This is a genomic window from Acinetobacter sp. Marseille-Q1623, assembly GCF_902809895.1.
Taxonomy (GTDB): Bacteria; Pseudomonadota; Gammaproteobacteria; order Pseudomonadales; family Moraxellaceae; genus Acinetobacter; species Acinetobacter piscicola_A.
The window spans coordinates 1,213,052-1,237,787 of the sequence record NZ_CADDWG010000001.1; the positions used below are offsets into that span (position 1 = coordinate 1,213,052).

23 protein-coding genes and 1 riboswitch are annotated in these 24,736 nt (G+C 36.6%); of the genes, 8 read left to right on the top strand and 15 right to left on the bottom strand.

Annotation, left to right across the window (positions count from 1 at the left end):
- Nucleotides 1-503 precede the first annotated feature (503 nt).
- Together HUV91_RS05790 and HUV91_RS05795 are read right to left on the bottom strand one after the other, a co-directional pair.
- Nucleotides 504-1,634, bottom strand: a complete 1,131-nt coding sequence (locus tag HUV91_RS05790; RefSeq protein WP_174492827.1) for a tetratricopeptide repeat protein — start codon at nucleotides 1,632-1,634, stop codon at nucleotides 504-506.
- A gap of 397 nt (nucleotides 1,635-2,031) precedes the next feature.
- Nucleotides 2,032-3,756 carry a glutamine--tRNA ligase/YqeY domain fusion protein gene (locus HUV91_RS05795; protein WP_174492828.1) on the bottom strand — a complete coding sequence of 575 codons (1,725 nt, stop codon included), beginning with the start codon at nucleotides 3,754-3,756 and terminating at the stop codon, nucleotides 2,032-2,034.
- A gap of 166 nt (nucleotides 3,757-3,922) precedes the next feature.
- On the opposite strand from HUV91_RS05795, the gene HUV91_RS05800 reads away from it, so the two are divergent.
- Together HUV91_RS05800 and HUV91_RS05805 are read left to right on the top strand one after the other, a co-directional pair.
- Nucleotides 3,923-4,432 (top strand): peptidylprolyl isomerase, encoded by a 510-nt coding sequence (locus tag HUV91_RS05800; RefSeq protein WP_130073766.1) that lies wholly within the window; start codon nucleotides 3,923-3,925, stop codon nucleotides 4,430-4,432.
- Between the two features lie 137 nt (nucleotides 4,433-4,569).
- A complete protein-coding gene (locus HUV91_RS05805; protein ID WP_174492829.1) occupies nucleotides 4,570-5,292 on the top strand; it encodes a UDP-2,3-diacylglucosamine diphosphatase in 723 nt (240 codons plus the stop codon).
- Nucleotides 5,293-5,333: 41 nt separating this feature from the next.
- Here HUV91_RS05805 and HUV91_RS05810 read toward each other — a convergent pair whose 3' ends face one another.
- A complete protein-coding gene (locus tag HUV91_RS05810) occupies nucleotides 5,334-5,687 on the bottom strand; it encodes a hypothetical protein (protein ID WP_130073768.1) in 354 nt (117 codons plus the stop codon).
- Nucleotides 5,688-5,936: 249 nt separating this feature from the next.
- Between HUV91_RS05810 and HUV91_RS05815 the strand changes: the two genes are divergently transcribed.
- Nucleotides 5,937-6,356 carry a hypothetical protein gene (locus HUV91_RS05815; RefSeq protein WP_130073769.1) on the top strand — a complete coding sequence of 140 codons (420 nt, stop codon included), beginning with the start codon at nucleotides 5,937-5,939 and terminating at the stop codon, nucleotides 6,354-6,356.
- 65 nt (nucleotides 6,357-6,421) lie between these two features.
- Here the strand turns inward: HUV91_RS05815 and HUV91_RS05820 are convergent, their stop codons facing one another.
- Nucleotides 6,422-6,952 (bottom strand): hypothetical protein, encoded by a 531-nt coding sequence (locus tag HUV91_RS05820; protein ID WP_174492830.1) that lies wholly within the window; start codon nucleotides 6,950-6,952, stop codon nucleotides 6,422-6,424.
- A 431-nt stretch (nucleotides 6,953-7,383) separates the two neighbouring features.
- Nucleotides 7,384-8,181 (bottom strand): 4-hydroxy-2-oxoheptanedioate aldolase, encoded by a 798-nt coding sequence (hpaI, locus tag HUV91_RS05825; protein WP_174492831.1) that lies wholly within the window; start codon nucleotides 8,179-8,181, stop codon nucleotides 7,384-7,386.
- A gap of 230 nt (nucleotides 8,182-8,411) precedes the next feature.
- On the opposite strand from hpaI, the gene nfsB reads away from it, so the two are divergent.
- Nucleotides 8,412-9,065, top strand: coding sequence for an oxygen-insensitive NAD(P)H nitroreductase (gene nfsB, locus HUV91_RS05830; protein ID WP_174492832.1), 654 nt, complete (start codon nucleotides 8,412-8,414; stop codon nucleotides 9,063-9,065).
- A 60-nt stretch (nucleotides 9,066-9,125) separates the two neighbouring features.
- Here the strand turns inward: nfsB and HUV91_RS05835 are convergent, their stop codons facing one another.
- A complete protein-coding gene (locus HUV91_RS05835; protein WP_174492833.1) occupies nucleotides 9,126-10,370 on the bottom strand; it encodes a D-amino acid dehydrogenase in 1,245 nt (414 codons plus the stop codon).
- A 140-nt stretch (nucleotides 10,371-10,510) separates the two neighbouring features.
- Nucleotides 10,511-10,599, bottom strand: a riboswitch (glycine riboswitch).
- 283 nt (nucleotides 10,600-10,882) lie between these two features.
- Nucleotides 10,883-12,271, bottom strand: a complete 1,389-nt coding sequence (locus tag HUV91_RS05840; protein WP_174492834.1) for a methylenetetrahydrofolate reductase C-terminal domain-containing protein — start codon at nucleotides 12,269-12,271, stop codon at nucleotides 10,883-10,885.
- A 391-nt stretch (nucleotides 12,272-12,662) separates the two neighbouring features.
- Between HUV91_RS05840 and mutS the strand changes: the two genes are divergently transcribed.
- Entirely contained in the window at nucleotides 12,663-15,302 is a 2,640-nt protein-coding gene (gene mutS, locus HUV91_RS05845; RefSeq protein ID WP_174492835.1) for a DNA mismatch repair protein MutS, read from the top strand.
- A gap of 51 nt (nucleotides 15,303-15,353) precedes the next feature.
- Here the strand turns inward: mutS and HUV91_RS05850 are convergent, their stop codons facing one another.
- Together HUV91_RS05850 and HUV91_RS05855 are read right to left on the bottom strand one after the other, a co-directional pair.
- Nucleotides 15,354-16,937, bottom strand: coding sequence for a fatty acyl-CoA synthetase (locus HUV91_RS05850; RefSeq protein ID WP_174492836.1), 1,584 nt, complete (start codon nucleotides 16,935-16,937; stop codon nucleotides 15,354-15,356).
- Nucleotides 16,938-17,218: 281 nt separating this feature from the next.
- Nucleotides 17,219-17,776 (bottom strand): hypothetical protein, encoded by a 558-nt coding sequence (locus HUV91_RS05855; RefSeq protein WP_130073777.1) that lies wholly within the window; start codon nucleotides 17,774-17,776, stop codon nucleotides 17,219-17,221.
- Between the two features lie 409 nt (nucleotides 17,777-18,185).
- On the opposite strand from HUV91_RS05855, the gene fdxA reads away from it, so the two are divergent.
- The 3 genes from fdxA to HUV91_RS05870 all read left to right on the top strand — a co-directional run bounded on the left by fdxA (nucleotide 18,186) and on the right by HUV91_RS05870 (nucleotide 20,193).
- Nucleotides 18,186-18,509: a ferredoxin FdxA gene (fdxA, locus tag HUV91_RS05860; RefSeq protein ID WP_130073778.1), complete on the top strand. Its 324-nt coding sequence runs from the start codon at nucleotides 18,186-18,188 to the stop codon at nucleotides 18,507-18,509.
- Between the two features lie 134 nt (nucleotides 18,510-18,643).
- Nucleotides 18,644-19,366: a D-Ala-D-Ala carboxypeptidase family metallohydrolase gene (locus tag HUV91_RS05865; protein ID WP_130073779.1), complete on the top strand. Its 723-nt coding sequence runs from the start codon at nucleotides 18,644-18,646 to the stop codon at nucleotides 19,364-19,366.
- 161 nt (nucleotides 19,367-19,527) lie between these two features.
- Nucleotides 19,528-20,193 (top strand): O-methyltransferase, encoded by a 666-nt coding sequence (locus HUV91_RS05870; protein WP_174492837.1) that lies wholly within the window; start codon nucleotides 19,528-19,530, stop codon nucleotides 20,191-20,193.
- A 333-nt stretch (nucleotides 20,194-20,526) separates the two neighbouring features.
- Here HUV91_RS05870 and HUV91_RS05875 read toward each other — a convergent pair whose 3' ends face one another.
- The 6 genes from HUV91_RS05875 to lptC form a co-directional block, all read right to left on the bottom strand.
- On the bottom strand, nucleotides 20,527-21,369 hold the full coding sequence (locus tag HUV91_RS05875) for a universal stress protein (protein WP_130073781.1): 843 nt from the start codon (nucleotides 21,367-21,369) through the stop codon (nucleotides 20,527-20,529).
- Nucleotides 21,370-21,501: 132 nt separating this feature from the next.
- The gene (locus HUV91_RS05880; RefSeq protein WP_130073782.1) at nucleotides 21,502-22,116 is read right to left on the bottom strand and encodes an acyltransferase; all 615 of its coding nucleotides are present in this window, start codon (nucleotides 22,114-22,116) and stop codon (nucleotides 21,502-21,504) included.
- On the bottom strand, nucleotides 22,113-22,706 hold the full coding sequence (locus HUV91_RS05885; protein WP_174492838.1) for an IMPACT family protein: 594 nt from the start codon (nucleotides 22,704-22,706) through the stop codon (nucleotides 22,113-22,115). The genes HUV91_RS05880 and HUV91_RS05885 overlap by 4 nt, the downstream gene beginning before the upstream one ends.
- A 147-nt stretch (nucleotides 22,707-22,853) precedes the next feature.
- On the bottom strand, nucleotides 22,854-23,600 hold the full coding sequence (lptB, locus tag HUV91_RS05890; RefSeq protein WP_130073784.1) for an LPS export ABC transporter ATP-binding protein: 747 nt from the start codon (nucleotides 23,598-23,600) through the stop codon (nucleotides 22,854-22,856).
- Nucleotides 23,600-24,163 carry a lipopolysaccharide transport periplasmic protein LptA gene (lptA, locus tag HUV91_RS05895; protein WP_130073785.1) on the bottom strand — a complete coding sequence of 188 codons (564 nt, stop codon included), beginning with the start codon at nucleotides 24,161-24,163 and terminating at the stop codon, nucleotides 23,600-23,602. The genes lptB and lptA overlap by 1 nt, the downstream gene beginning before the upstream one ends.
- A complete protein-coding gene (lptC, locus tag HUV91_RS05900; protein WP_130073786.1) occupies nucleotides 24,150-24,695 on the bottom strand; it encodes an LPS export ABC transporter periplasmic protein LptC in 546 nt (181 codons plus the stop codon). The genes lptA and lptC overlap by 14 nt, the downstream gene beginning before the upstream one ends.
- Nucleotides 24,696-24,736 lie beyond the last annotated feature (41 nt).

Sequence of the window (24,736 nt, forward strand, 5' to 3'; positions counted from 1 at the left end):
CATAAAGACAAAATAAATAATAGCAGCTCATAAATCATCAAAATGACGGCGAATTGAGATAATACAATCATTTCTCCTGATTGACTCGATGAGCAATGCATTGCTGTGAAGCACTTAAAAACCAGCGTATATATGGTCGTTATTGTAAAATAACCCAGGATCAAGCTCAAAACTAAACTCAAGGCACTGATCCATTCTGTAGGAAATCTCAGCCAATTTTTGAGCTGTTGAAATAATCTGTAAAATGCCCATGACAGTCCAAGTAAGCCCATCAGGGTCAAGCCATAAACTAAAAACACAACAGCATCATTCATAGCCAATTTTCCAACTAAAATATTATCCATTTACATACATGCACACTTCATCACTAATTCAGATGAAAATATATGTCCAGCAGGTTTTACTGTAGACTCGAATGCAATCTATACAATAATGCCTGATCGAAAATTTGTACCTAAAGTAAAATACTCATCAAGTACTTAAAAACAAATATCGCAATCACTTCATTCTTTAAACGCTGAGGCAGTGGCTTCTGCTGCTTTTTGATACCAATATTGCGCCTTAACGCTTTGTTGACTATCTTCTTTTTTATTTTCATATAATAAACCTAATCCCTTCATCGCTTCAATTGATCCTAAATCTGCGGCTTTTTCTAAAAGTGGAATGATTTCATTGTTTCTTGACGCAAAAACTTTAGGGTGAGCTTCATACAGACTGGCAAGATTGTACATCGCCTTAATATTATTCAGTTTTACTGCCTTTTTTAACCATTCTTCTGCCAAATATAGTCCCTTTGGCTGACGATCACTTTGTTCTTGTACAATCAGCGCAAATCCAACCATTCCTTCGCTCACATCCAATTCAGCAGCTTTTAAATAATAATATTGAGCTTGCTGAATATCCTGCTGTACCCCAAGCCCATAAAAATATGAACTCCCCAGACTAAAATAAGCTTCTGGCACATTTTTATTTGCTGCCAACTGCCAAAGCTCTATGGCACGGTTCAAATCTACTTCTACACCTAACCCCTTGGCGTAAGCAGTTCCTAAGTTGAATTGGGCATAAGCATCTCCGAGCTGAGCATAATATTTTAACCACTCAATTGCTTTAGGATACTCATCCGATTGCTGCTGAGCTAAAATCAAACGGCTAGCTTCTTTCTGAGCCGTTGAATCACCCTGTACAGCAGCTTTTAAACACCAATACAATGCTAAATTTGGATTTTTTTCTACACCTTTGCCTTCATCATAAAGCATACATAAATGGCTTTGTGCCAATGTTTCACCTAACTCCGCTGCTTTTTGAATATTCACAAAAGCTTTATGGATGTCTTTTATTTTAAACTCATCATTGTAATACAAAATACCCATACTCAAATAAGCACCCGCGTCATTCTGATTTGCAGCTTTTGTATACCATTGCAATGCTTGATTTATGTCTTTATCGACTCTTATACCATTTTGATAAAACAAACCAAGATTATATTGAGCATCTTTATTGCCTGATTTTGCAGCCTGCATGATTTCAGTCACTTCTTCTGCTGTAACCGCCTGTAGCTCATTATTAACTATGGCAAATGTTGATGCTGTACAAATCATAAGAATGAATGAAGTTAAGCATTTGTTTGAAATCATTTTAATCATTATATTTTAATCTAAATGAATTTTAAGTTTATCGTTTGCACATCGAATTTTCCATATTTGTGCTCTAATACCATTCTATAAAAATAAAATAATATAAGTTCTAAATTTAGCACAGCCCCATTTATATTGAGAAATTTTGATTATTTTGCGTAGGCGATGCCTCACTTTTGAAGGATGAGGAATATATTCCGCAAGGTAACAAAAATCCTTTGTTAAGCAAAGGGGACTCCTGTCGCCCTTGCCCAACGGCGACATCCATGTCGCCACGCGATAGCACCATCGTTTTTAAAGCAAAAGCGACTAAAATATATTAAGTCAATTTAGCAGTTTGGTATAAATATAAAAAAACCTAGCCGAAGCTAGGTTTTTTATGTACTGACACTGACATTTATTTCGCAGGTTTAAAACTATCTTTTAAATCTAAAATACGGTTAAACACAGGTTTTTCAACAGTATGATCATATTGATCTGCAACAAAATAACCTTCACGTTCAAACTGGAAACGGTCTTCAGGATTTGCCAAAGCCAAAGCTGGTTCTACCACAGCCTGAACGATTTTTAATGACTCAGGATTTAAATGTTTTAAGAAATCATCATCCGCATCTGGTGCTGCTTCGTTAAATAAACGGTCATAGACACGTACTTCCGCAGAAATACCTTTGCTCGCTGAAACCCAATGCACCACACCTTTCACCTTACGCCCTTCAGGGTTCTTACCTAAAGTTTCAGGGTCAATTGAACATTTCAACTCAATCACTTCACCATTGGCATCTTTAATGACTTCATCACACTTGATCACATAAGCATGACGTAGACGTACTTCACCTTCAGGAATTAAACGCTTGAAGCCTTTCGGTGGTACTTCCTCAAAATCTTTACGATCAATATAGATTTCTTGCGTCAATGGAATAATACGTTCGCCCATATCTACATTTGGATGACGTGCGTGTGTTAAATCCATATCTTCAGGTAAATTGGTCAAGGTCACTTTTAATGGATTCAATACTGCCATACCACGCGATGCAGTATTTTCAAGTGATTGACGAATACAGAATTCAAGCATTGCAACATCAACAATACTACCGTCAACTTTCGTTACGCCTACACGCTTACAAAAATCACGTAAACCTTCAGGAGTAAAGCCACGACGACGCATCCCTACAACGGTTGGCATACGTGGGTCATCCCAACCATTGACATAATTGCCTTCAACCAATTTACGCAACTTACGTTTAGAGGTAATGGTGTAATCCACATTTAAACGACTTGATTCATATTGGTGTGGAACAGCCGGTGATTTCACCTTTTCTACCACCCAATCATAAAACGGACGATGATCAACAAATTCAAGTGTACAAAGTGAATGTGTTACACCTTCAATGGCATCTGATAAAGGATGTGCATAGTCATACATTGGATAGATTTTCCAAGTATTCCCAGTTTGATGATGCTCTGAATGCAAAATACGATACATAATTGGATCACGCATATGTACGTTTGGTGAAGTCATATCAATTTTTGCACGAAGAACCGCCTGCCCTTCACCCAATTCACCATTACGCATTTGTTCAAAACGCGCTAAGTTTTCTTCAATTGAGGCATCACGTTGTGGCGAATTTTTACCTGGCTCGATAAAATTACCACGATTTAAACGGATTTCTTCAGGAGATTGTAAATCAACATAAGCATCCCCTTGTTTAATCAATTGAATCGCCCATGTATAGAGTTGATCAAAATAGCTTGATGCATAACGCGGCTCGCCATTCCATTCAAAACCGAGCCATTTCACATCATTGGCAATCCCATCGACATATTCTTGTTCTTCAGCATCAGGGTTGGTATCGTCAAAACGCAGATTACATACACCATTGAACTCCTCTGCAATGCCAAAGTTTAAGCAAATTGCTTTCACATGACCAATATGTAAATAACCATTTGGCTCAGGTGGAAAACGTGTTACAACAGTTTTTGTGCGTCCTGCTTCTAAATCGTCAGTAATCACTTGACGCACAAAATCCAAACCTGCCTGTTGTTCTTGCTGCGCAGCATCGACAGGTGCAGTATTGGTTGTCGGGTTCTTTGGCAGTTCTGAAACAACATCATTTGGCTTCATAGTTGATAAATCACTTCTATAAGTTAAAATAGGATAATAAAAATGCATTTCTGCGAATTGATACAAAAGAAATTCGCATTTTTGCTTGCCTTGTAGTTTACAGTTTGCTTATGCTTCTCTCAACCAAAAACCCATGGCTTTTTAGCCATGATTAGGAGATTATAGAATGAGTTTTCCTCAAGTCGAATTAAACACCAATAAAGGACGCATTGTTCTTGAACTAAATTCTGAAAAAGCGCCAAAAACTGTAGCTAACTTTTTGGAATATGTTCGTGATGGTTTCTATGACGGCGTCATTTTCCACCGTGTGATTGATGGTTTCATGGTTCAAGGTGGTGGCATGGATGAAAACTTCAAAGAAAAAGCGACACGCGATTCTATTGAAAACGAAGCGGATAACGGTCTAAGCAATGACATCGGTACGGTTGCAATGGCACGTACTCAAGCACCTCACTCTGCTTCTGCACAATTCTTCATTAACGTTGCAAATAACTCATTCCTTAACCATTCAGGTAAAACTGCGCAAGGTTGGGGTTATGCTGTATTTGGTAAAGTGACTGAAGGTTTAGACGTTGTGAATGCAATTAAAGGCGTGCGCACAGGTAATCGTGGTTATCATGCTGATGTTCCTTTAGAAAATGTTGTAATTGAATCTGCAAAAATCATTGCTGAATAAGAATCCCTCTCCTAACCTCCTTTTAAAAAGGGAGGAATTTCCTTTAATTAAATATATAAAGGAAGAAAATTCCTTCTTTATTAAAGATGGGTGAGGAGCATTGCTCCGTAAGAGAGATTCAAAAAATAGGAAAAAAAGTGACCCATCTGTTTATCGCCGATTTACATTTGTCACCTGAACACCCTCGACTCGTTCGGGGGTTTTTAGATTTACTTGAACAATATCAAGATAAAAACACACAATTATATATCCTTGGTGATTGGTTTAATGCGTGGGTTGGAGATGATTACACTGCGCCATGGTTAGATGAAATTGTTAAGCATTTAAAACAATTTACTCAAGTTGGAAATAAAATCTATTTCCAAGTCGGAAATCGTGACTTTGCTTTAGGTCAAAAATTCTTAGATCAATTTAATGGGCAATTTTTGCCTGATGAATTTGTTCTCAAGATTGCCAATAAAAAATTTAGACTAGAACACGGCGATGCACTGTGTACCGATGATGTGTCTTATCAACGATTTAAGAAAATCATCCGAAATCCAATTATTCTTGGAATTTTAAAAAGTACCCCACTCTCTTTTCGTCAAAAACTCGCCAATGGTTTTCGTAAAAAAAGTCGTGAATCTCAACAGCATAAAACTTATGAAATTATGGATGTGAATCAGCAAGCGGTAGAAAAAGCCCTTTCTGATGTAGATATTTTGATTCATGGACATACCCATCGTCCTGCGATTCATAACGAATTTGACAAACAACGGATTGTTTTGGGTGATTGGCGTGAAAAAACGTCTGAAGCGATGATTTTAGAGGTAGATGAAAATGGGGCACTAAGTTTTATAAAATGGGATATCCGTAATTAAATGATATTTTTATTGCGCGAGGATATTCAAATATAAAATCCTTACAGTTGAATATTCAAAATTTCCAAATCCCTCATAAATTCATCTGCTTCATTTTCGGGTAGTAGGTGAATTAAACTTTTAACGTCATTCATTTTTATTAGGTTATCTATTTGACTTTTTAAGTTTTGCTTTATTTGATATTCCCATGATCCTGTCAAAGTCAGCTGTATAATCAGAAGCATAAAATTTTCCAGCAATGAGTCAAATGAGTTTTCAAATTGGTGAAATGTATAAGCCAATATTTCTAAATGATTCCAACCTTTAGAAAATGCTAAGTCTCTACAACCATCGTAATATGTCTCTAAAACCCAAGATTTTATTGCAAAATAATTTTCTCTATCTTCATTTAACATTATTTAACTCCTTTCAACTATTTAATATTAAATAATTTATTAAAAAATAGTGATACATTTTTTTAAATAATATAGTCATAAATTTATAACAGTATTGCTGTTAATTTATCTCAGATATAACGCCTCATAAGCTAATTTTTAAACTATAAGCATAAAAAACTAATAATTGCTCAACAATTCCACACTACATTCAAAAACTCAGCCAAGACTTTGATATGATTGACCCAACCATTTTGTCTTGAGTTTCATATGTCTAATTTTAGCAATATCACTGTCAATCATCATGAAAATGACAAAGTATCTTTACTCATTGACGGACAGCCAATTTCTGAACGCTATGATATTCATCATGAAAAAAGTGTGATTGATGAGTTAAAAGCGTTAGACGATGGTCAAGCACTGAAACTATTTGAACAATTTATTTTTTCACATCAAGATTTAAACTTAGAACATGCTTATTTATATAGCACCTGCATCGTGAAAAAAAATGATGCTTATGAAATTGCTCGTAATTTTGTTTACCGTCTCACGGTTTCAGGTCAAGCACCTTCTGAGCATGTCATTACCAACCAAGGTAAAGCAATGTCACCTGAAGATATTAAAAAATTTATCGAAAACCATGTCGAAATGTCGTTAACTAAATATACAGATCTTAAGTACGCATATTAATCTATAGATGAATCAAAAAGCCTTAACACATAGGGTTAGGGCTTTTTCAAAACCAGCAAAGCTACTTAAAACTTAATTTTATCATCACCAAGTTTCGCAAACTGGGCTTCCATGTCATTTAATGCGTCCGTAAAACCAATCAGTGAGATTTTATGTTCTATCGGTTTGTTTTTAACCTGATAAAAACGTGTAAAAGCAAAATTACCACGCTTCATTTGTCCAACTAAACTACTGGCATTACGAAATAAACCTTCACGCTCTTGCGAAGTATCACTTTGGTCTACACGAATATAAGCTTCACTATTTTTTTGATGTTTTTCACCGATATTAATAATATATTGATTATTCAAACGCAAAATCGAAATAGGCCCTTTACTCATCACGCATGCTTTCATGTCATCAAAAGCTTTATATTGACATTTAATTTTCCAACTTGCCCGTCCCAATAATCTATTTTCCATTACAGAAATCGTATCAATTTTCGATTGATTACCCACCTTAGTAATCAGTGAAGATAATTGATCATCTGCTTGTACTGAATTCATGGCAGATATAGAGAGAACCAACAACCCCAATTGTAAAGTTTTTTTAAACATAAACTTTCTCTGTTAAAATATTGCTGAAATATGTGATAAAACAGCAATTTATAATACTAAATAATTTCGGTTGCACTATACCCGAAAATAAAATTTTTTCACACTTTTATAATAAATAAACTTAAATAACAAACAATTAATATAAATCATGATTAATCATATAATGTATCTATCTTACACTTGAATTTAATCTATAAAATGTAATTTTATTACCTATTAACATAAATTCCCTTGCAATAGATCTCTTGCGTTAGTCAAAATTTAAACAGGCGAAAGCTATATTTTATAAGGTTGTAACTGATTAAAAAATTAGCTAAAAGCATATTTTCGCAAGAGGTCTAATATATCTTCAAAATATAATTTTTGTTGCTCTACATACATTTTATGAAAAAATGTAAAATGTATGTAAAACTTGCTTTATGATTTTCTATCTAATAACCATTTGACTTAGGCTTTATTTGATAATCTTTTTTATATTTACTGAGTAATTCACCTAAAGCATTCATCAATACACTCGTATCAACTCCAACAGCAACGAATTCTGTGCCCAAATCTAAATATTTTTGCGTTACTTCAGATTGCGTTGACAAAATGCCCGCTGCCTTACCTGCGGCGCGAATACGTTGAATTGCGTCAATCACTGCTTTTTGCACTTCTGGATGATTCGGATCGCCTTGATAACCCATGGTGGCAGATAAATCCACCGCACCAATAAATACCCCATCAATCCCGTCTACTTTTAGAATGTCATCTAAATGTGTTAAACCCTCTACTGATTCAATTTGAATCAATAAACAAATATTTTCATGTGCCGTCGCATAATAATCAGGAATTGTATTCCAACGTGTAGCACGTGCCAAAGCAGCTCCCACCCCGCGAATCCCTTCTGGTGGGTAACGCACTGCTTTAACCATCAGTTCGGCTTGTTCAACACTTTCAACCATCGGAATTAACAGTGTCTGTGCACCAATATCTAATAATTGCTTAATGAGCTGTACACTGCCCACCGGAGGGCGAACCACGGCTTGAGAAGGATAGGCAGCTATACTTTGTAATTGGGATAACGTAGTTCTAAGATCACTCGGTGCATGTTCTCCATCAATCAATAACCAATCGTAACCTACATTTGCAGCAATTTCAGTACCATAAGCATCAGCCAAACCCACCCACAAACCAATTTGCTGCTGGGTTTTTAATCTTTTTTTGAAATGATTAGTATAATGAATCATATACTTCACTCTTTAGCACGATATATCTATTTTGAGTATTAAACGCCGATTTAATAAAAGTACCAATATCGATTTCATATCGCATCATTTATTAAATGTCTTAATCTAAAATATCGTATGCACTCTGCTTTTCTTGAAACATAAAAGGTATAAATGATTGCGAAATTATTCCTCCATTTGCATGAAGTTTAAAGTAAAATCGATCATTATCGATTTACGGAATTGTATGTATGGATTTGCTCAGTATTTCTAAAAACCGTTATACCACCAAAGCTTATGATTCGAGTAAGAAAATTCCTCAGGAAAAATTTACACGTTTATTAGAAATTTTACGTTTGACGCCATCTTCAATTAATATTCAACCTTGGCACTTTTTTATTGCAGATCATCAAGCAGCAAAAGAACGTATTGCCAAAGCATTGGTGGGTAAATATGCCTACAATGCGCCCAAAGTTTTAGACTCATCGCATACGATCTTATTTTGTACCCAAGCAGATATTTCTGAACAGCATCTTGAAAATCTACTCAATCAAGATGACCGTAGTGGTCGTTTTAAAGATGCACAAGCCAAACAAGGTCAAAAAGACAGTCGTATCGGTTATGTTGATTACTATCGTAATGAAAAAGGTGATATTCAACGTTGGGCTGAAAATCAAACCTTTATTGCATTGGGTCAAACCTTACTTGCAGCAGGTATTGAAGGAATTGATGCCACACCAATTGGTGGTTTCGATGAAGACATTCTCAGTCAAGAATTAGCTTTGACCGAACAAGGCTTAATTCCTTCGGTTTTACTGACTTTAGGTTATCGTAGTGAACAAGATTTCAATGCAAAGTTGCCAAAATCACGTTTAAATAAAGAAGATATTTTTACTTTGTTATAATTTAAAAGGTCATCAGAGGAAGCTTCTCCTCTGATGACCTTGATACCTATTCCAATAACACTAGATCGGATGAGCACTTGCAATTTCTTGGCTAATCATCACGGCCGTTGCTGCTGATAGTGTCCAACCTAAGTGTCCATGTCCTGTATTATAAAAAACCCGTTCCCGCTTACCACGTCTGACTACAGGCATCATATTCGGCATCATGGGTCTTAAACCTGCCCAAGGCACACAATGCTCCGTTGATATTTCAAAATTTTTATTAACCCAATCTGTCAAGGGTTGAATACGATCTGAACGAATATCACGGTTATAGCCATTAAACTCCGCAGTTCCTGCAACTCTTAATCGATTATTTCCCAAACGAGAAGTCACAATTTTTGCACTTTCATCAAGCAAACTGACCCAAGGTGCACTTTTTTGACTGTTTTCATCTTCTAATTGCACTGTAATTGAATAACCTTTGACGGGATAAACATTGACTCGATCACCCAATTTTTGTGCCAATTGGTAACTCCCCACCCCTCCACAAACAACGATTGCATCTGCAAAAATTTGCTCTAAAGCCACATGTTCTTGCTGCATATTCTCTACACTTGGGTGATATTGAATGTATATGCCTTTTTCATTTTGCTCAACATTGACAACTTCCATACCAAATAAATAATTCACACCATATTTTTCAGTTGCTTTTGCCAATCCCATCGTGAATTTATGAATATCTCCCGTTGCATCATCAGGGCAATAAAAACCACCATAATAATGCCCTGTTAAACTTGGCTCTATTTGCTTAATTTCTTCAGGACTAATCGCATGACGTTTTAAACCGCCACTACAGAGTAAGTCATTGACAGATGTTGCTACTTTATAATCCGCCTCATTATAATAAAAATGTAAAATTCCTCGTTTTTCTAAATCAAACTGAATATTTTCTTGCTCAGCAATCGCAAATAAACGCTCTCTTGCCAATAAAGCAAGGCGTACAGTTTCTTTAGTATTTTCTTGATAATGTTTAATATTTCCTAAAAATTCCACCAACCACGCATATTTATGCAAATCAAAAGAAGGATTCAATAATAATGGTGCATTTTTCTTCGACATCCATTTAATCCCCTTTAGCACAGTCGCTTTTTGATTCCAAACTTCTGCATTACATGCCGATAGTTGTCCACCATTAGCAAAAGAGGTTTCCATGGCAGGAAATAAATGTTTATCAATGACTGTGACTGTATAGCCGAGTTGAGCTAACTCATAAGCAGTCGTTACACCTGTAATTCCAGAACCAATCACAACAATACGACACATATACACACTCCTTTGAAATATACCATTTCAAGTATGCCTCATCTGTCATTTTTACCTGAGAGCTTCGAAAATTACATAAGATATTTATGCAACGTCCTTCCCCTTCGGTGAGTCATGGTATCTGACTACTCTCCAGATTTTGTATTATTACAGTCCTTTTGCCTGAGAGATTCCGAGGTCGTTGCTCCTTCGGCGAGTCTACAGAAGACTTCTCTCCTGCAATAATATTTTATTGTTATACAGCAATTAATATGCCATTTTGCTCAAAAAACACAAGTACTAATCAACTTCTAAATGAATAAATACGAACATTACAACATGCTCTACAATGCTGTAATGACAAAACGTTAAAACCGTTGAATGGTCCATTCGAGATAAAATAAGCTACGATTCAATACATAAAAGAACTCAAGAAAATGTTCCTTTTATTCTTTTCAATCCCACTTTAAAGCTGTCATGCCATCACTCAAACACTCAACAACACATCGTCCAATCACACAATTGCAAGCAACCTATATATCTCTAAACCAATTTTTCCAAGAACTACTATCCCGTATATGTAAAGGAACTGTAGGGATTAATTCTGTTTTTAAGATTTCAGTTTGTTTGACTGCTTTGGCTAATCGAGCTTTCACTGAATGGATACATTCACGATCACCAAACTCACAACGGTCTAACGTTGTCCCGCCACAGGGTCCATTTGCCAAACCTTTAGGGCAAGTTTCAGGACAAATATACAAGGTTTCACCCAAACGGCATTGCCCACAACTTTCACAGCCCACAATAGCATGCTTACTTACCCATTCAGTTTTTAACAAAGCATGAGCCATAGGTGTTTGATCCCAAAAACGGGATTTAAAAATAAAACGTCCAACACCTTTTGCCATCTTTGATTCAAAAAAAGCATCATGTATAAAGGACAAATGCTGATATTTTAAAATCTGTGCTGAGCTTATAGGGGATGAATAAGATCTCAACTCTGGGTGAAATTCTTTTCCTGTTTGCACCTGCCATAAATCATTCCAAAGTGACAAACACGCATCAAAATCAAGTGCACGGTAGGTCTCAATATAGCGCTGCAAACGCAGTTGTTCTTCTGCTTGGTGACAGGCTGACAAATGTACACCTGCAAAACCTAAATGTTGACATAGCAAAATTTGCAAAGCGCAGCGTTGGTATACAGGCTCAGTCAGCCCTAATGTCTTTTCTTCTTGTAATACTTTCAACATGTGCGTTGTAATCACGATGCCCGCAACTTGATGTTTCACCATAAAATGAGCACGAGCCAAAGTTAAAGGCATAACACATGCTAAAATTTTTTGAGCATCATGTTGTTCAGTTAAAAAACTTTTTACCTGCTGTAAAGCTGCGATGTCATAGCCCAATTGCGTAATGATAAAATCTGCGCCAGCTGTTAATTTTTTACGTAATTTAAAATACTGTGCATCCTGTTCTGCTTCAGCATATTTAAAAGGATTAAATGCCACCCCAATAAGAAATCCACCTTGTTTTTTTGCGGCCATTACCGCATTCACTGACTCTAAATAACGCGTTCTCGGCTGTTGACCCTCCCCAAAATTATGGTGTTTTAATTTATCCCCTGTTAGTAATAATAAGTTGTGTTGTCCACTATTTTTCGCTGCTGTTAGAAAGTTTTCAAAATCGCTAATATCTCGTCCTTTTCCTGCAAAATGTAAAACTTTTTCAATATCTTTTGTATATAAGTTCGCAGCATCTAAAGGGGATAAATCTGTATCAGAATGAACTCGATCTGCCAATGTCATACAAACAGGAAAACCTGCCAACTGCTGAGGAACAGGCAATATTTCTTGTGTAGACGTCAGATATTCAAGCAGTACACAAAATTGATTTTGTGCCAGATAGTGAGACAAACGGGACATAGGAGCAGAATCTAAAGGATAAAAGCAAAATATAAAAATAAATTATAACATGCATATAAAAAATTCATTCACAATAATAATGAGTATGAAAAGCTATTTTTCTAAAAAATAATGCAAGTTGTGATGTGTTCAACTCTACTCAACCACACTTGTTGCTTATTTCCACAAGTCAATCAGAAATCATTTTTGTGATTCAAGCCGAATTTGTTAAGATGAGCAACGTAATAAATTAGGCAGCTCTTACTATTCATCCGATTTATGATGAAGTAAAAATAGACGAAGGTAATGTCTCTGCCTGTATTTAAATTAACATATGATGTTTGAAATGGTTTAACAGCCACACTTGCATATTAAGCATATTTATTATTCAAATTTAAGGTTTTTAATAAACATGAATAGCGTAGAACTAACGGCTGACCTCTCTAGCTTCACCCCGATGATGCAGCAATATCTCACCGTTAAAAGACAACATCCTCATTCACTGATGTTCTATCGAATGGGAGATTTCTACGAACTATTTTTTGAAGATGCAAAAAAAGCCACTAAACTTCTTGGCATCACATTGACTCATCGTGGTAAAGCCAACGGTGAACCCATTCCCATGGCAGGTGTACCCTACCATGCTGCCGAAGGCTATCTCGCACGTTTAGTCAAAAAAGGCGAAACGGTGGTGATCTGTGAACAAGTAGGTGAAGTGACAGGAAAAGGCCCTGTAGAACGTGCTGTCGTGCGCATTATCACGCCAGGTACACTCACGGATGATGCATTACTCACCGCACACCAAAGTTCAAATCTATTGGCACTATGTATTCAACATAACCAAATGGGGATTGCACTCTTAGATTTGAGTGCAGGTATTTTTAAGGTGCAACAACAAGAATATAAACCTGAAAATTTACCTTTAGAATTAGCACGTTTAATGCCAAGTGAAATTTTAATTGATGAAGACTTGGTCGACACGCATATTATCGAGTCAATCAAAAAACAGATTGATTGTCCAATTACCAAACGTCCAAATGTCGATTTTAATCTTAATAATGCACAAAAAACGTTATGTGACCAATTTGCTGTTTCGACCTTATCGGGCTTTGGGATTGATCATTTACCTTTAGCCAAAGCAGCAGCGGCATCACTTATTCACTATGCAAAAGAAACCCAGAAAACAGCTTTACCCCATATTCGTTCAATCAAACTTGAGCAAAGTAGTGATTTTATTGCACTTGACCCTGTAACACGACGTAATTTAGAAATTATTGAACCCCTATTTGAACATGGCACATCGCTATTTTCACTGATCAATGACACTGAAACGGCAATGGGGGGACGTTTACTCAGCCGTACGCTCATGCAACCGCTGCGTGATAGCGCAATTTTAGATGCACGTTTGGATGCGATTGAAATTTTGCTCAAAGGGTATCATGAGTCTCCGATCCGTTTGGTATTAAAAGACATTAGTGATATTGAACGTGTACTTAGCCGTGTTGCCTTGGGCAGCGCTCGCCCTCGTGATTTGGTGCAACTACGTCAGGCATGTGCGCAAATTCCATTGCTCAGACATGCATTACAACCCATTTTAACACAACAAAATACCAGTGTTTTACTGAGCGAACTGAATCAAGAACTCGGCGATTTTAATGGCTTACATGCTCGCTTGATGTCTGCCATTGTGGAAAATCCACCTGTTTTATTACGTGATGGGAATGTCATTGCCGAAGGTTTTGACAGCGAACTCGATGAACTGCGTAAAATTCGAGATCATGCAGGTCAATTCCTCATCGATTTAGAAACTCAAGAACGTGAAAATACAGGTATTCATACCCTAAAAATTGGCTATAACCGTGTCAGTGGTTATTACATAGAACTCACTCGTGCCCAAGCAGATCAAGCGCCTGAACATTATATTCGCCGTCAAACCTTAAAAAATGCAGAGCGTTATATCACACCTGAACTCAAATCTTTTGAAGACAAAGTCTTATCAAGTGAGTCTCGTGCCCTAGCCCGTGAAAAAATGCTGTTTGAGATGCTCTTAGAAGAATTACGTGCAGATATTGGCAATTTACAAATGATGAGTAGTGCCATTGCACAGATTGATTTATTAACCAATTTTGCCCATCAAGCACGTTTAAACAATTGGAATCGCCCTGAATACTTACCTGAGGTCGGTGTCAATATCATTGCAGGACGTCATCCGGTGGTGGAATCTTTAAGTAAAACCCCATTTACGCCGAACGATACGATGCTTGATTTTAATCATCGCATGGCCATTATCACAGGTCCTAACATGGGTGGTAAATCTACCTTTATGCGTCAAACAGCTTTAATCAGTTTGCTTGCTTATTGTGGTAGCTTTGTTCCTGCAAAATCTGCACAGCTTGGACCAATTGATCGTATTTTTACCCGTATTGGCTCTGCCGATGATTTATCGACAGGTAAATCAACTTTCATGGTGGAAATGACTGAGACATCCCAAATTTTGCATCACGCCACCAATCAATCTTTAGTACTCATGGATGAAGTGGGTCGTGGTACGAGTACTTACGATGGTTTATCTTTGGCTTGGGCATGTGTACTTGATTTGACCAAACGCATCAAATGTTTGTGCTTATTTGCTACGCATTATTTTGAGCTGACAGAACTTGCCAAAGAAAATGCGATTGACAATTATCATGTCACTGCCAAAGAACTCAATGGTAATTTGATTTTATTACACAAAGTACAAAAAGGCCCTGCGAGTCAAAGTCATGGTTTACAAGTGGCAAAACTGGCTGGTATTCCAGAAAGCGTGATTAAAGAAGCACAAAAACGCTTAAAAATTTTGGAAAAACAACAGCAGCAACAGATTAATCATACGGTGCAAAATGATTTATTTACTGAAATGGATAACACACCTGAAGTGATTGAAACTGTGGTAGAAATTGAAAAATCTTCACCTGCATTAGATGCACTGTCAGTATTAGATGTGGATAATTTGACCCCACGTGAAGCATTGGCACAGTTATATCACCTCAAAGATTTATTAAAAAAAGACTAGATTTACATCTAAACTAACAGACCTATTCCTCATAGGTCTGTTATGTCACATTTAACTCACCTTCACTTCACTTTGCTGATACTGCTGTTTTAATACTCGTTTTAAAATCTTACCACTGGCATTTTTTGGTAAAGCTTCCGCAAAATGCACTACTTTTGGCATTTTATATGCAGACAAATGCTGTGAACAAAATTCCATAATCATTTTCTCATCCAAATGTTGATCAGGATGTAAAATGACAACCGCCGTAACAGCTTCAATCCAACGCGGATGTGGCGTGCCAAATACAGCAACTTCTTTCACAGCAGCCATACGGTAAATAATTTCTTCCACCTCACGTGTCGAAACATTTTCACCCCCTGATTTGACCATATCTTTAATACGGTCTACCACAAAAAGATAACCGTGTTCATTCAAATAACCTAGATCGCCACTATGGAACCAACCATGCTGAAAACTTTCAGCATTCTTTTCATCATTTTGATCATAGCCTTGCGTTAAATGCACACTGCGATGCACAATTTCCCCAACTTCGCCTTGCGGCAAAATTTTGCCATCTTCAGCCATAATTTGCGTTTCTACATTGAATGCAGGTTTGCCCACTGAGTTTGCATATTCAACATGATCTTCAGGGTGTAAAACGGTTGCTACAGGTGCCATTTCGGTTTGCCCATAAAATTGCCAAAAGCGAATATGGGGTAATTTTTGCAGTAATTCTTCAATCACCGCTTTAGGCATAGCCGATGCTCCATAATACGCTTTACTTAATGAACCTAATTCTTTTGGATTAAATTTTTTAGAGTTAAGTAAGGCAATCCAAGCTGTGGGCGGACAAAATAATTTGCTAATTTTTTCTTTGGCGATGGTTTCTAATACCGCGTCTGGCTCAAAACGTCGAAAAATATAACTCGTTGCCCCTAAAATTAAATCAACATTTAAAAAAGCATCCAATTGTGCACAGTGATACATTGGAAAAGCATGAATTTCACGATCATTCGAACTCATCTGCCCTTCCACCATACAACTGGTATATTGTGCCATGAGCGCTTCACTATTTAACAACACTCCTTTTGGCAAAGATTCAGTACCACTGGTATACATCATACGGATCGGCTCATGGGCATGCAGTTCCACCTCAGGCAATACTATCTCTGTAGGCTTTAACAATGTATCGAAATTTTGCCATTGTGCTGCAACTTTTACTTGATTGAGATCAAGCACGACTTGCTGCGGTAAGTTAAAATTAATGTTAAGCAAAGCTTGTTCCATCACCGCACATAAATCATCTTCGACCACCACCATTTTAGGTTGTGAATGCTGCAATAAATAATTCACTTCTAAGGCATTTAGCATAAAATTAATTGGAACACTGATTACACCAAGTTGCGCTGTCGCATATAAAAGTGCTGGAAATTGCCAACAATTATGCGAGAGAATCATGAGCTTATCGCCTTTGCTTAAACCTTGCTGATGCAAATGCATAGCGATTTGTTCGACATGCTGATGAAATGCCTTAAAACTCAACTGTTGTGCTTGATCAACCAGTGCAATTTTATGACCAAAACGTTGTGCACTACGTCTTGGGATATCCGCAATATGCATACGGCGGGCGCGTTGAATGTCATTTTGAATCATGTCGCAAATCCTTTGCAGTTTAAAATTTTAATATGGCTGATTACAAAAACTTATACTTTTAACTAATTGAAAATATGAATTAACTCATGTCATTTTTTTGAACAAAAAGAAAACTTTTCTAAGCTTCTCACTAGAATTTAACATTGTTGTATTTTTAATCAAGATATTGATGATTTTTAAATAAAAACTAACCTTTTGAGTTCATATTTTTTAAATTTAAATATTTGAATAATCAATCAAATTTCAAATATTCACGTTCAAAAGGTTTTATGGTTATTTTATTATTTAGGGATATAAGCACATGAGATTTCAACAAATGGCCAAGGATTATGCTGCTCATCTGGCAACCATGCATTATTCATTGTAAGTTGGCGTTTGTATTTTCCTGTTTGTGTTTCATTTAAATGATACATACGAATATTTAAGCCTTGTTCTTTAAACATTTGATGAGATTCTTGATCTGGCACTGCTTTGTATTTTTTTGCTAATGTTTCAATCAACTGAAGAGAATTTTGATTTGGAATATATAAACTAAACGTCATAAATTTATTATTTTTATCTATCTCGACCTTATTCACTGAATAATATTGAGTTTTAATGCCTAAAATCTGAATAGGCTGCTTCAGCACTGCATATTTTTCAGGGAAATCGAGTTTTTTTACTTCACGATCCGTCATTTCTTGTCTATGCTGATTTAAAGAGTTTAAAACATTTGCACTATCTTTTTCATTTGCTACACATGTAAAGCTATCAGTTATCATTTGCTGAGTAAGTTCAAGCGCCTCAGCATGCGTTTGGCAAAAACTTAACAATGTAAGGATAAAAATATATTTTTTCATTTTAACAATATACCTTTTGGGATTTATTTATACTTAATCAAAATCTGAATATATACGATATCCAAGCTTTTTAAACAAATGTGATGACATTCATACTTTAATTTTTTATTTTTAAAACTGATTGCTCAATTTACCCTAATCCACTTTTGTTACAACAATATATGGGGACATAAAGCTACTCACTCACTTCCAACAAATTCAGCTAAACTATTCTGAATAATTGCTATTCAAATCATTTTAGGTACAAACTTCATGTTTTTGGTTAAAAAAAGTACAGCTTATTGGTTTGATAGTAAATTCAGCAGCCATTTATATAACAAATATCAATAAAAGCAATTGTTACTTACCCGCTTTTTTGCCTAAAATACACCATTATTAATTAGAACCATATTTTTAGGTAGCTGACGCCATGACCTTTGTTGTCACTGAAAATTGTATTAAGTGTAAATATCAAGACTGCGTAGAAGTATGCCCTGTAGACTGCTTCTATGAAGGTCCAAACTTCCTCGTGATTAACCCCGATGAATGTATTGACTGTGCATTATGTGAACCAGAATGCCCTGCAAATGCAATCTTCTCGGAAGATGAATTACCAGAAGGTCAAGAAGTGTTTATTGAACTCAATGCAGACCTCTCACAAAAATGGCCGAACATCACACAAATTGGTGATCAGCCTGAAGACCGTGAAGACTGGAACGGTAAACCAGACAAACTGCAATATTTAGAAAAATAATGCATAAAAAGATCAGCTTAGCTGGTCTTTTTTTATACGCTCAACTTAAAACATACATTTGTTTGCAATTTATACAGATTCTCTCCTAAAAATTAGAATAAAATAGGATGTTAATTTACAAGTACACATATAGAATGAAAGATATTTTGAAGGGCTTCTTAGCCATCAGCATAGTTCCAATGATGATGATCGGATGTACATCCACCCCTCAAAAAGGTCAGACCATCGGAACCCCTACACAGGGTCAACGTATTTATATTCCACAAGAAAAAGTGGAAATTCAACATACTGCTGCTCAAAAGGTCATGCCTGCTTCTTATCGCTATTGGCTCATGCAAGGTGATAACCAAGCTCGTGCACGTGAATATGAACGTTATTTAGAACAAAATAATGTTGGGAACATCATCCCTAGTTTTGAGTTATTTAAAACTGCACGAGATTGGCAAAAATGTGGTCGTTCCGAATATATGATTCCAAGTCGTGAAGTCTGGGCAAACCAAATTCCAACACTACGTGTATTTAAGTATTTAGTTGCCTCAAAAATCTTAACTGACTTTGAGGTAACATCAGTTTATCGTGATTTACCGCTAAACCAATGTGCAGGTGGGGCTGGGTCTTCTCGTCATTTATTTAACTCTGCCATTGATTTTCGTGTCGGTCCTGCTTACCCACAAGCACAAGATTATGCCTATATTGAAAATACCAAATTTAAACTCTGCCAATTTTGGTCGCAGTATGGTCAAAATTTTAATATGGGCTTAGGCTTATACGCATCAGGTCAAATCCATATCGATACTCAAGGTTATCGCACTTGGGGACCAGACCACAGTCGTAACAGTTCAATGTGTAATTTTTAGATTTAAAAACATCATGAAGAGGTCAACAGGCCTCTTTTTTATGTCTGCCTCAACTAAAATCAAAATCTAGAACAAAAAAGGTCAACGAGAATTGCACTCTACGCTCAAAAGTTTAAAATGCAGCTCATTCAAACTTGCCAATCTTATTCAGGTGAAACAATATGCAACAAATGTGGTCAGACATCGATACTTATATCGAATCACATTTAATTCCAGAAGATCCTATTCTCACTCAAACTTTAAAACATACCGATGAGCGTGGCTTTCCCGATCATTTAGCCGTTGCGCCAAATCAAGGCATGCTATTACAAATGTTGATTCAGATGAACAAATGTAAACGTGTTTTAGAATTAGGAACTTTTGCGGCATATAGCACCATGTGGTTGGCACGTGCACTCCCTGAAGATGGCTATATTTTAACAATTGAAGGTCGAGATACGCACGCTGCTTTAGCACAAGAAAATATCGACAATGCCAAATTGCCACAAACAATTGATCTTAAAGTAGGACGTGCCGCTGATATTTTAAAAGCCTTGCCTGCAAATACCGAAGCGTTCGACTTTATTTTTGTCGATGCTGACAAACAAAGTTATCCTGAATATTTAGAACTCAGCTTAAATCTGTCCCACTCAGGTACGATTATTGTATTAGATAATGTAATTCGTGCAGGTGATATATTAGATCCTGAGAATATTAAACCAAGTATTGAAGGCATCCGTGAAATGTATCGTGCCATGCAAAATCACCCTAAAATTTTATCTTGTACTGCGCTACAAACAGTAGGAAGCAAAGGACATGATGGTTTTGCGATCGCTATCGTAAAGTAATCGTTTTTTTATCTTAATAAATAGGTCATTTTGATCATGACATCATCTCTACAAGAGGATGATCAAAACTGAAATTTTGCATCTAATTTAAAATGAGTTATCCACTAAAGTTGTTCATAGACTTGTGGATAACTCACCTATAAGAATATAAATATTTAAAAAATAATAACTTTTTAAAAAAGTTTAATTTTTATTCGATTCAACCTAAACCTAAAATATTTTTAAGTTCCATTAAAAAAGCAAGCACTTTAATCTTCATTGTTATCTTGTCAGATAAAGAATGTCATGCTGCATCGAAATTATGCCATCTTTTAAGTCTAAGCTAATCATGATTTACTTCACCACCAAAAGCGGAACATTGGCATTACGAAAAATTGTGGTTGTCACACTTCCTAAGAAGAATTGATGGATTTTACTGTGGCTAAATGCGCCTAATACAATCAATTGGATCTGATGTTGGTTTTGATAATCTAAGATATTTTCCGCCACATCACCATAACGATACTCGATCACCACATCCAGACCTGCTTCTTTTAAACGATTTGCAGGTTCATTTAAAATTTCAGGATGATCGCCCACATAGAGTAAATGACATTGTAGTTGCCGCAGTAAATCACTTTGTGCAACACGTTCTAACATTTTCTGACAGGTTTCAGAATATTCATAAGCAAAAATAAAGCGTGTTGGCGCTTTAAAGGTTTCACCTACCGTTAAAACAGTACACTTTGCACCACGAATAAAGTTTTCAACATTCCCTCCAATGGCTTTATGTTTTTCTGCAGAACGCTCACCTACGCGACCAATGACGACAAAATCATCTGAACGTAAAACCCCGAAACTCTGTTCAAGAAAATCACCTTTTTCTTGGATTTTTGTCGGTGTAATACCATACTGCTGTTGAATCGTTTCAGAAATATGCGTTAAGAGATTATTACTATAATCAAGCGCCAATTCACTTTGTTTTTGTTCTAATTCAGCAAGTTCCTTCAGTAACATCGCATTACTTTCAAAACCAATCACACCACTAATTTCACCCAAGTGATAGCTCGCAGGATAATAATCAAGCACTTGCAAAAGCACCAACTCTCGTTGAGTTTTTTGGGCAATCCATGCCGCAGCCTCTGCCAATGCATTAATACATGGTGAAGAATCAATACATGCAATCACACGTTTCATAGTCGCCTCTCTTTAGCATGATAGCCCTAGGTCTCTTTCTTATCTATAAAAGTAACATAACTTTTTTATGCTTTGGGCATGATCATGTAATTAATTTCATCAAAACAGCAGGAATTTTTACAGAATGTTCACCTAATCACGGTATCGGATAAAACGTGCAGGGTTACCCACCACAATTTCTCTTTCTGCAATATTCTTAGTCACCATGCTGTTCATTCCCACGACAGCATGATCACCAATCGAAATGCCATCTTTGATGCCAACATGCGCACCTAGCCAAACATCCTTGCCAATTTCAATCCCTTTTGAGGTGACAGCCTGTTGATAAATAGGACTATTTAAATCCATCCCATGATCAAAAGCATATAAATGACAATATGCTGCGATCCGTACTTGATCATGTAGTTTGATCCCGACACGTCCACCATCTAAAATACAATGATGATTAATCGCAACTTCATTACCAATGTCTAGTGGACCATGCAAAGTACAATCTGCTGCAATAAAAGTATTATCGCCAATTTTTATATTCCGCCCCGGTTCAGCAAAAATATGTGCCAAGGGTGAAATAAAACAATTTTTACCAATTTCAATGGTTTCCATGTCCATTAAATATTGCTGATAGTCTTGTTGCCACTGTTCTGCCCACACACGATTTTTAGGCTTAAGGGAATAATACAACCAAGGCATATAGTTCAAACGATGCTTATGTTGTTCTCGATATTTTAATAAACGTTCTTCAGTCATTTTTCATCATCCATGACTTTTAAAGTTTCTCGCCCACGTGTGACATGCTGAATTTTATCAGCCAGAAGCGTGATTTGATGTAGTTGCAAACGCGCTGCTATTTCAACGCCTTCTGCATGGTATTGTTCAGTAAATTCGATATTGTGTTGATTCAGCTCATATTGAAAAATAGACCATTCATTAAATAGACATTGAAAACGCACATTTTTTTTTTCAATGAGCTCAACCTTTTCTGCCAAAACTAAACATTGCCCTGCACAGCCACCATATGCACGCACCAAACCGCCCGTACCTAATTTAATGCCACCATACCAACGATTAACAAGCACAATGGTATTAGTTAAATCATTACCTTCAATGGTGGCTAAAATCGGGCGACCTGCTGTTCCAGATGGCTCACCATCATCATTAAATCGTACATTATGTCCAATTTTCCATGCCCAACATTGATGTGTTGTCGATCCATCTAAATGTCTTTCTAAAAAGTCTTTTACTGCTTGCTCATTTTCAACAGGGGCAGCAATGGCTTGAAAACGACTTTTTTTAATGTCTTCTTCAAAAAAAACTTCAGTTACAAGGGTAAATGGCATAAATCTAAAATGTTAAATCCTCAATCAATAGGCAGTATAACCTATTTTATTTTGAATACTGCAATCTGTTGTATGTATAAGAATTTTAATACAAAAAATAAAAAAGAGAGCGTATGCTCTCTTTAATCAACATAGAGAAAATCATCATTAAACGGTAAAATCATCACCGAGGTAAACTTCACGCACAGTTTCATTTGCTAACACTGCTTCTGGTGTGCCTTCAGCAATCACGGCACCTTCACTCACAATATAAGCATGCTCACAAATGGCTAAGGTTTCACGCACATTGTGATCAGTAATCAAGACACCAATGCCTCGATCTTTAAGCTGACGAATAATGTCTTTAATATCACCCACTGAAATCGGATCGACACCTGCAAACGGTTCATCTAGCAACATAAATTTCGGATCTGCTGCCAAAGCACGGGCAATTTCAGCACGACGACGTTCACCGCCCGACACACTCATGCCTAAAGAATCTTTAATATGGGTGATTTTAAAATCTTCCAATAATTCTTTCAGACGTTGTTGACGTTGTTGCTTGTTTAAATCTTTACGCGTTTCCAAGATTGCCATGATATTTTCAGCAATGGTCAATTTCCTGAAAATAGATGCTTCTTGTGGTAAATAACCAATCCCTTTTCGCGCACGTTGATGCATAGCAAGGTCTGAAATATCTTCATTATCTAAATGAATTTCACCTTTATCCATACGCACCAAACCGACCACCATATAGAAACTTGTGGTCTTCCCCGCTCCATTTGGTCCAAGCAGCCCAACGATTTGACCGCTTTGCATACTAAATGAAACATCTTTCACCACCCAACGTTTACTATACACTTTCGCCAAGTGTTTGATACATAAGGTTTGTGGTTGGTTTAATGCTTCTGTCATTAATCACGCACCCCTGGGAAAGATTTACTCGCATTTGGCGGAATGATAATTTGTACACGACCTTTGGTGCCTGAAGCACCTGTACTACCACTGGCTTCAATATCACCTTTATTCATGCTGTATTTCAAGGTACTACTACGAATACTCGCACCATCTTGATAAAGATAAGCATTACCAATCAAATTGATCAAGCCCGTTTCTGCATTGTAAATAATTTTTTGTGCTTCACCACGTGCAATGCCTTTCGCTGTATCCACTTGTTGTTGGAATTTTGCAGGTGAACCATTTGCTGTAATGGTACTGATTTGTTTGTCTTTATTGAGTTGAGCTACAATTGAAGCCGCTTGTAACTTCATTGTTCCTTGCTCAATAATGACATTGCCCGAATACGTGGTCACGCCTGTACGCTCATTATACGTTGCTTTGTCGGCAACTAATGAAATCGGCTGATTACGGTCAGATGGTAATGCAAATGAAGTTGCAGAAACACAGATTAAACCTGCAAGCCACAAAGATTGTTTTAGGAAAGTTTGTGGTTGGGATAAAAATTTAGTTAGGTACATACTTTCCTCGAATATGTGAAAACTCGTATTCACCTGTGGTTAAATTTGCGTTTAAACCTTGGCTGATAAATGATGCATTAGGTGCGGTGACAGTCACTTGTTTCTCGGTTTCTAACATACGTTTTTTCGGATAAGCCGTTAATTCATCAGTTAAAAATACCAATTGTCCTTGTTCACCTATTTTTGTCGCTTTGACTTCACCTGTCAAAACAACTTTTTGGTTATCTTCATAACCGTGGGCTTGTTTTGCATAAAAAGTGGAATTTACCTGATTATTTTCATACATCGATGCATTTAAATTGCTCAATTTTGAAGTATCTTTTTTCAAATCTTGCTCTAAATGATCAACCGTTGCACGCACATGTAAATTACCATTTTCATCGGTTTGTACGACATGAATACCCTCAGCAGAATAAGTCATATTTTGGGCAGAGTCTGCATCCAATTTTTGACCTTTACCACTGTAATAGTAATAACCACCACTCACTGCTGCGATCAGCACTGCGGTGACATACAACGCTTTAGTATCCATAAATACTCATCAACATACTGAATTTAAATACAGGACTGCAC

Coding starts and splice junctions, on each gene's coding strand:
- HUV91_RS05790 (WP_174492827.1), bottom strand. CDS start 1,634: ATGATTTCAAACAAATGCTTAACTTCATTCATTCTTATGATTTGTACA.
- HUV91_RS05795 (WP_174492828.1), bottom strand. CDS start 3,756: ATGAAGCCAAATGATGTTGTTTCAGAACTGCCAAAGAACCCGACAACC.
- HUV91_RS05800 (WP_130073766.1), top strand. CDS start 3,923: ATGAGTTTTCCTCAAGTCGAATTAAACACCAATAAAGGACGCATTGTT.
- HUV91_RS05810 (WP_130073768.1), bottom strand. CDS start 5,687: ATGTTAAATGAAGATAGAGAAAATTATTTTGCAATAAAATCTTGGGTT.
- HUV91_RS05815 (WP_130073769.1), top strand. CDS start 5,937: ATGTCTAATTTTAGCAATATCACTGTCAATCATCATGAAAATGACAAA.
- HUV91_RS05820 (WP_174492830.1), bottom strand. CDS start 6,952: ATGTTTAAAAAAACTTTACAATTGGGGTTGTTGGTTCTCTCTATATCT.
- hpaI (WP_174492831.1), bottom strand. CDS start 8,181: ATGATTCATTATACTAATCATTTCAAAAAAAGATTAAAAACCCAGCAG.
- nfsB (WP_174492832.1), top strand. CDS start 8,412: ATGGATTTGCTCAGTATTTCTAAAAACCGTTATACCACCAAAGCTTAT.
- HUV91_RS05835 (WP_174492833.1), bottom strand. CDS start 10,370: ATGTGTCGTATTGTTGTGATTGGTTCTGGAATTACAGGTGTAACGACT.
- HUV91_RS05840 (WP_174492834.1), bottom strand. CDS start 12,271: ATGTCCCGTTTGTCTCACTATCTGGCACAAAATCAATTTTGTGTACTG.
- mutS (WP_174492835.1), top strand. CDS start 12,663: ATGAATAGCGTAGAACTAACGGCTGACCTCTCTAGCTTCACCCCGATG.
- HUV91_RS05850 (WP_174492836.1), bottom strand. CDS start 16,937: ATGATTCAAAATGACATTCAACGCGCCCGCCGTATGCATATTGCGGAT.
- HUV91_RS05855 (WP_130073777.1), bottom strand. CDS start 17,776: ATGAAAAAATATATTTTTATCCTTACATTGTTAAGTTTTTGCCAAACG.
- fdxA (WP_130073778.1), top strand. CDS start 18,186: ATGACCTTTGTTGTCACTGAAAATTGTATTAAGTGTAAATATCAAGAC.
- HUV91_RS05865 (WP_130073779.1), top strand. CDS start 18,644: ATGAAAGATATTTTGAAGGGCTTCTTAGCCATCAGCATAGTTCCAATG.
- HUV91_RS05870 (WP_174492837.1), top strand. CDS start 19,528: ATGCAACAAATGTGGTCAGACATCGATACTTATATCGAATCACATTTA.
- HUV91_RS05875 (WP_130073781.1), bottom strand. CDS start 21,369: ATGAAACGTGTGATTGCATGTATTGATTCTTCACCATGTATTAATGCA.
- HUV91_RS05880 (WP_130073782.1), bottom strand. CDS start 22,116: ATGACTGAAGAACGTTTATTAAAATATCGAGAACAACATAAGCATCGT.
- HUV91_RS05885 (WP_174492838.1), bottom strand. CDS start 22,706: ATGCCATTTACCCTTGTAACTGAAGTTTTTTTTGAAGAAGACATTAAA.
- lptB (WP_130073784.1), bottom strand. CDS start 23,600: ATGACAGAAGCATTAAACCAACCACAAACCTTATGTATCAAACACTTG.
- lptA (WP_130073785.1), bottom strand. CDS start 24,163: ATGTACCTAACTAAATTTTTATCCCAACCACAAACTTTCCTAAAACAA.
- lptC (WP_130073786.1), bottom strand. CDS start 24,695: ATGGATACTAAAGCGTTGTATGTCACCGCAGTGCTGATCGCAGCAGTG.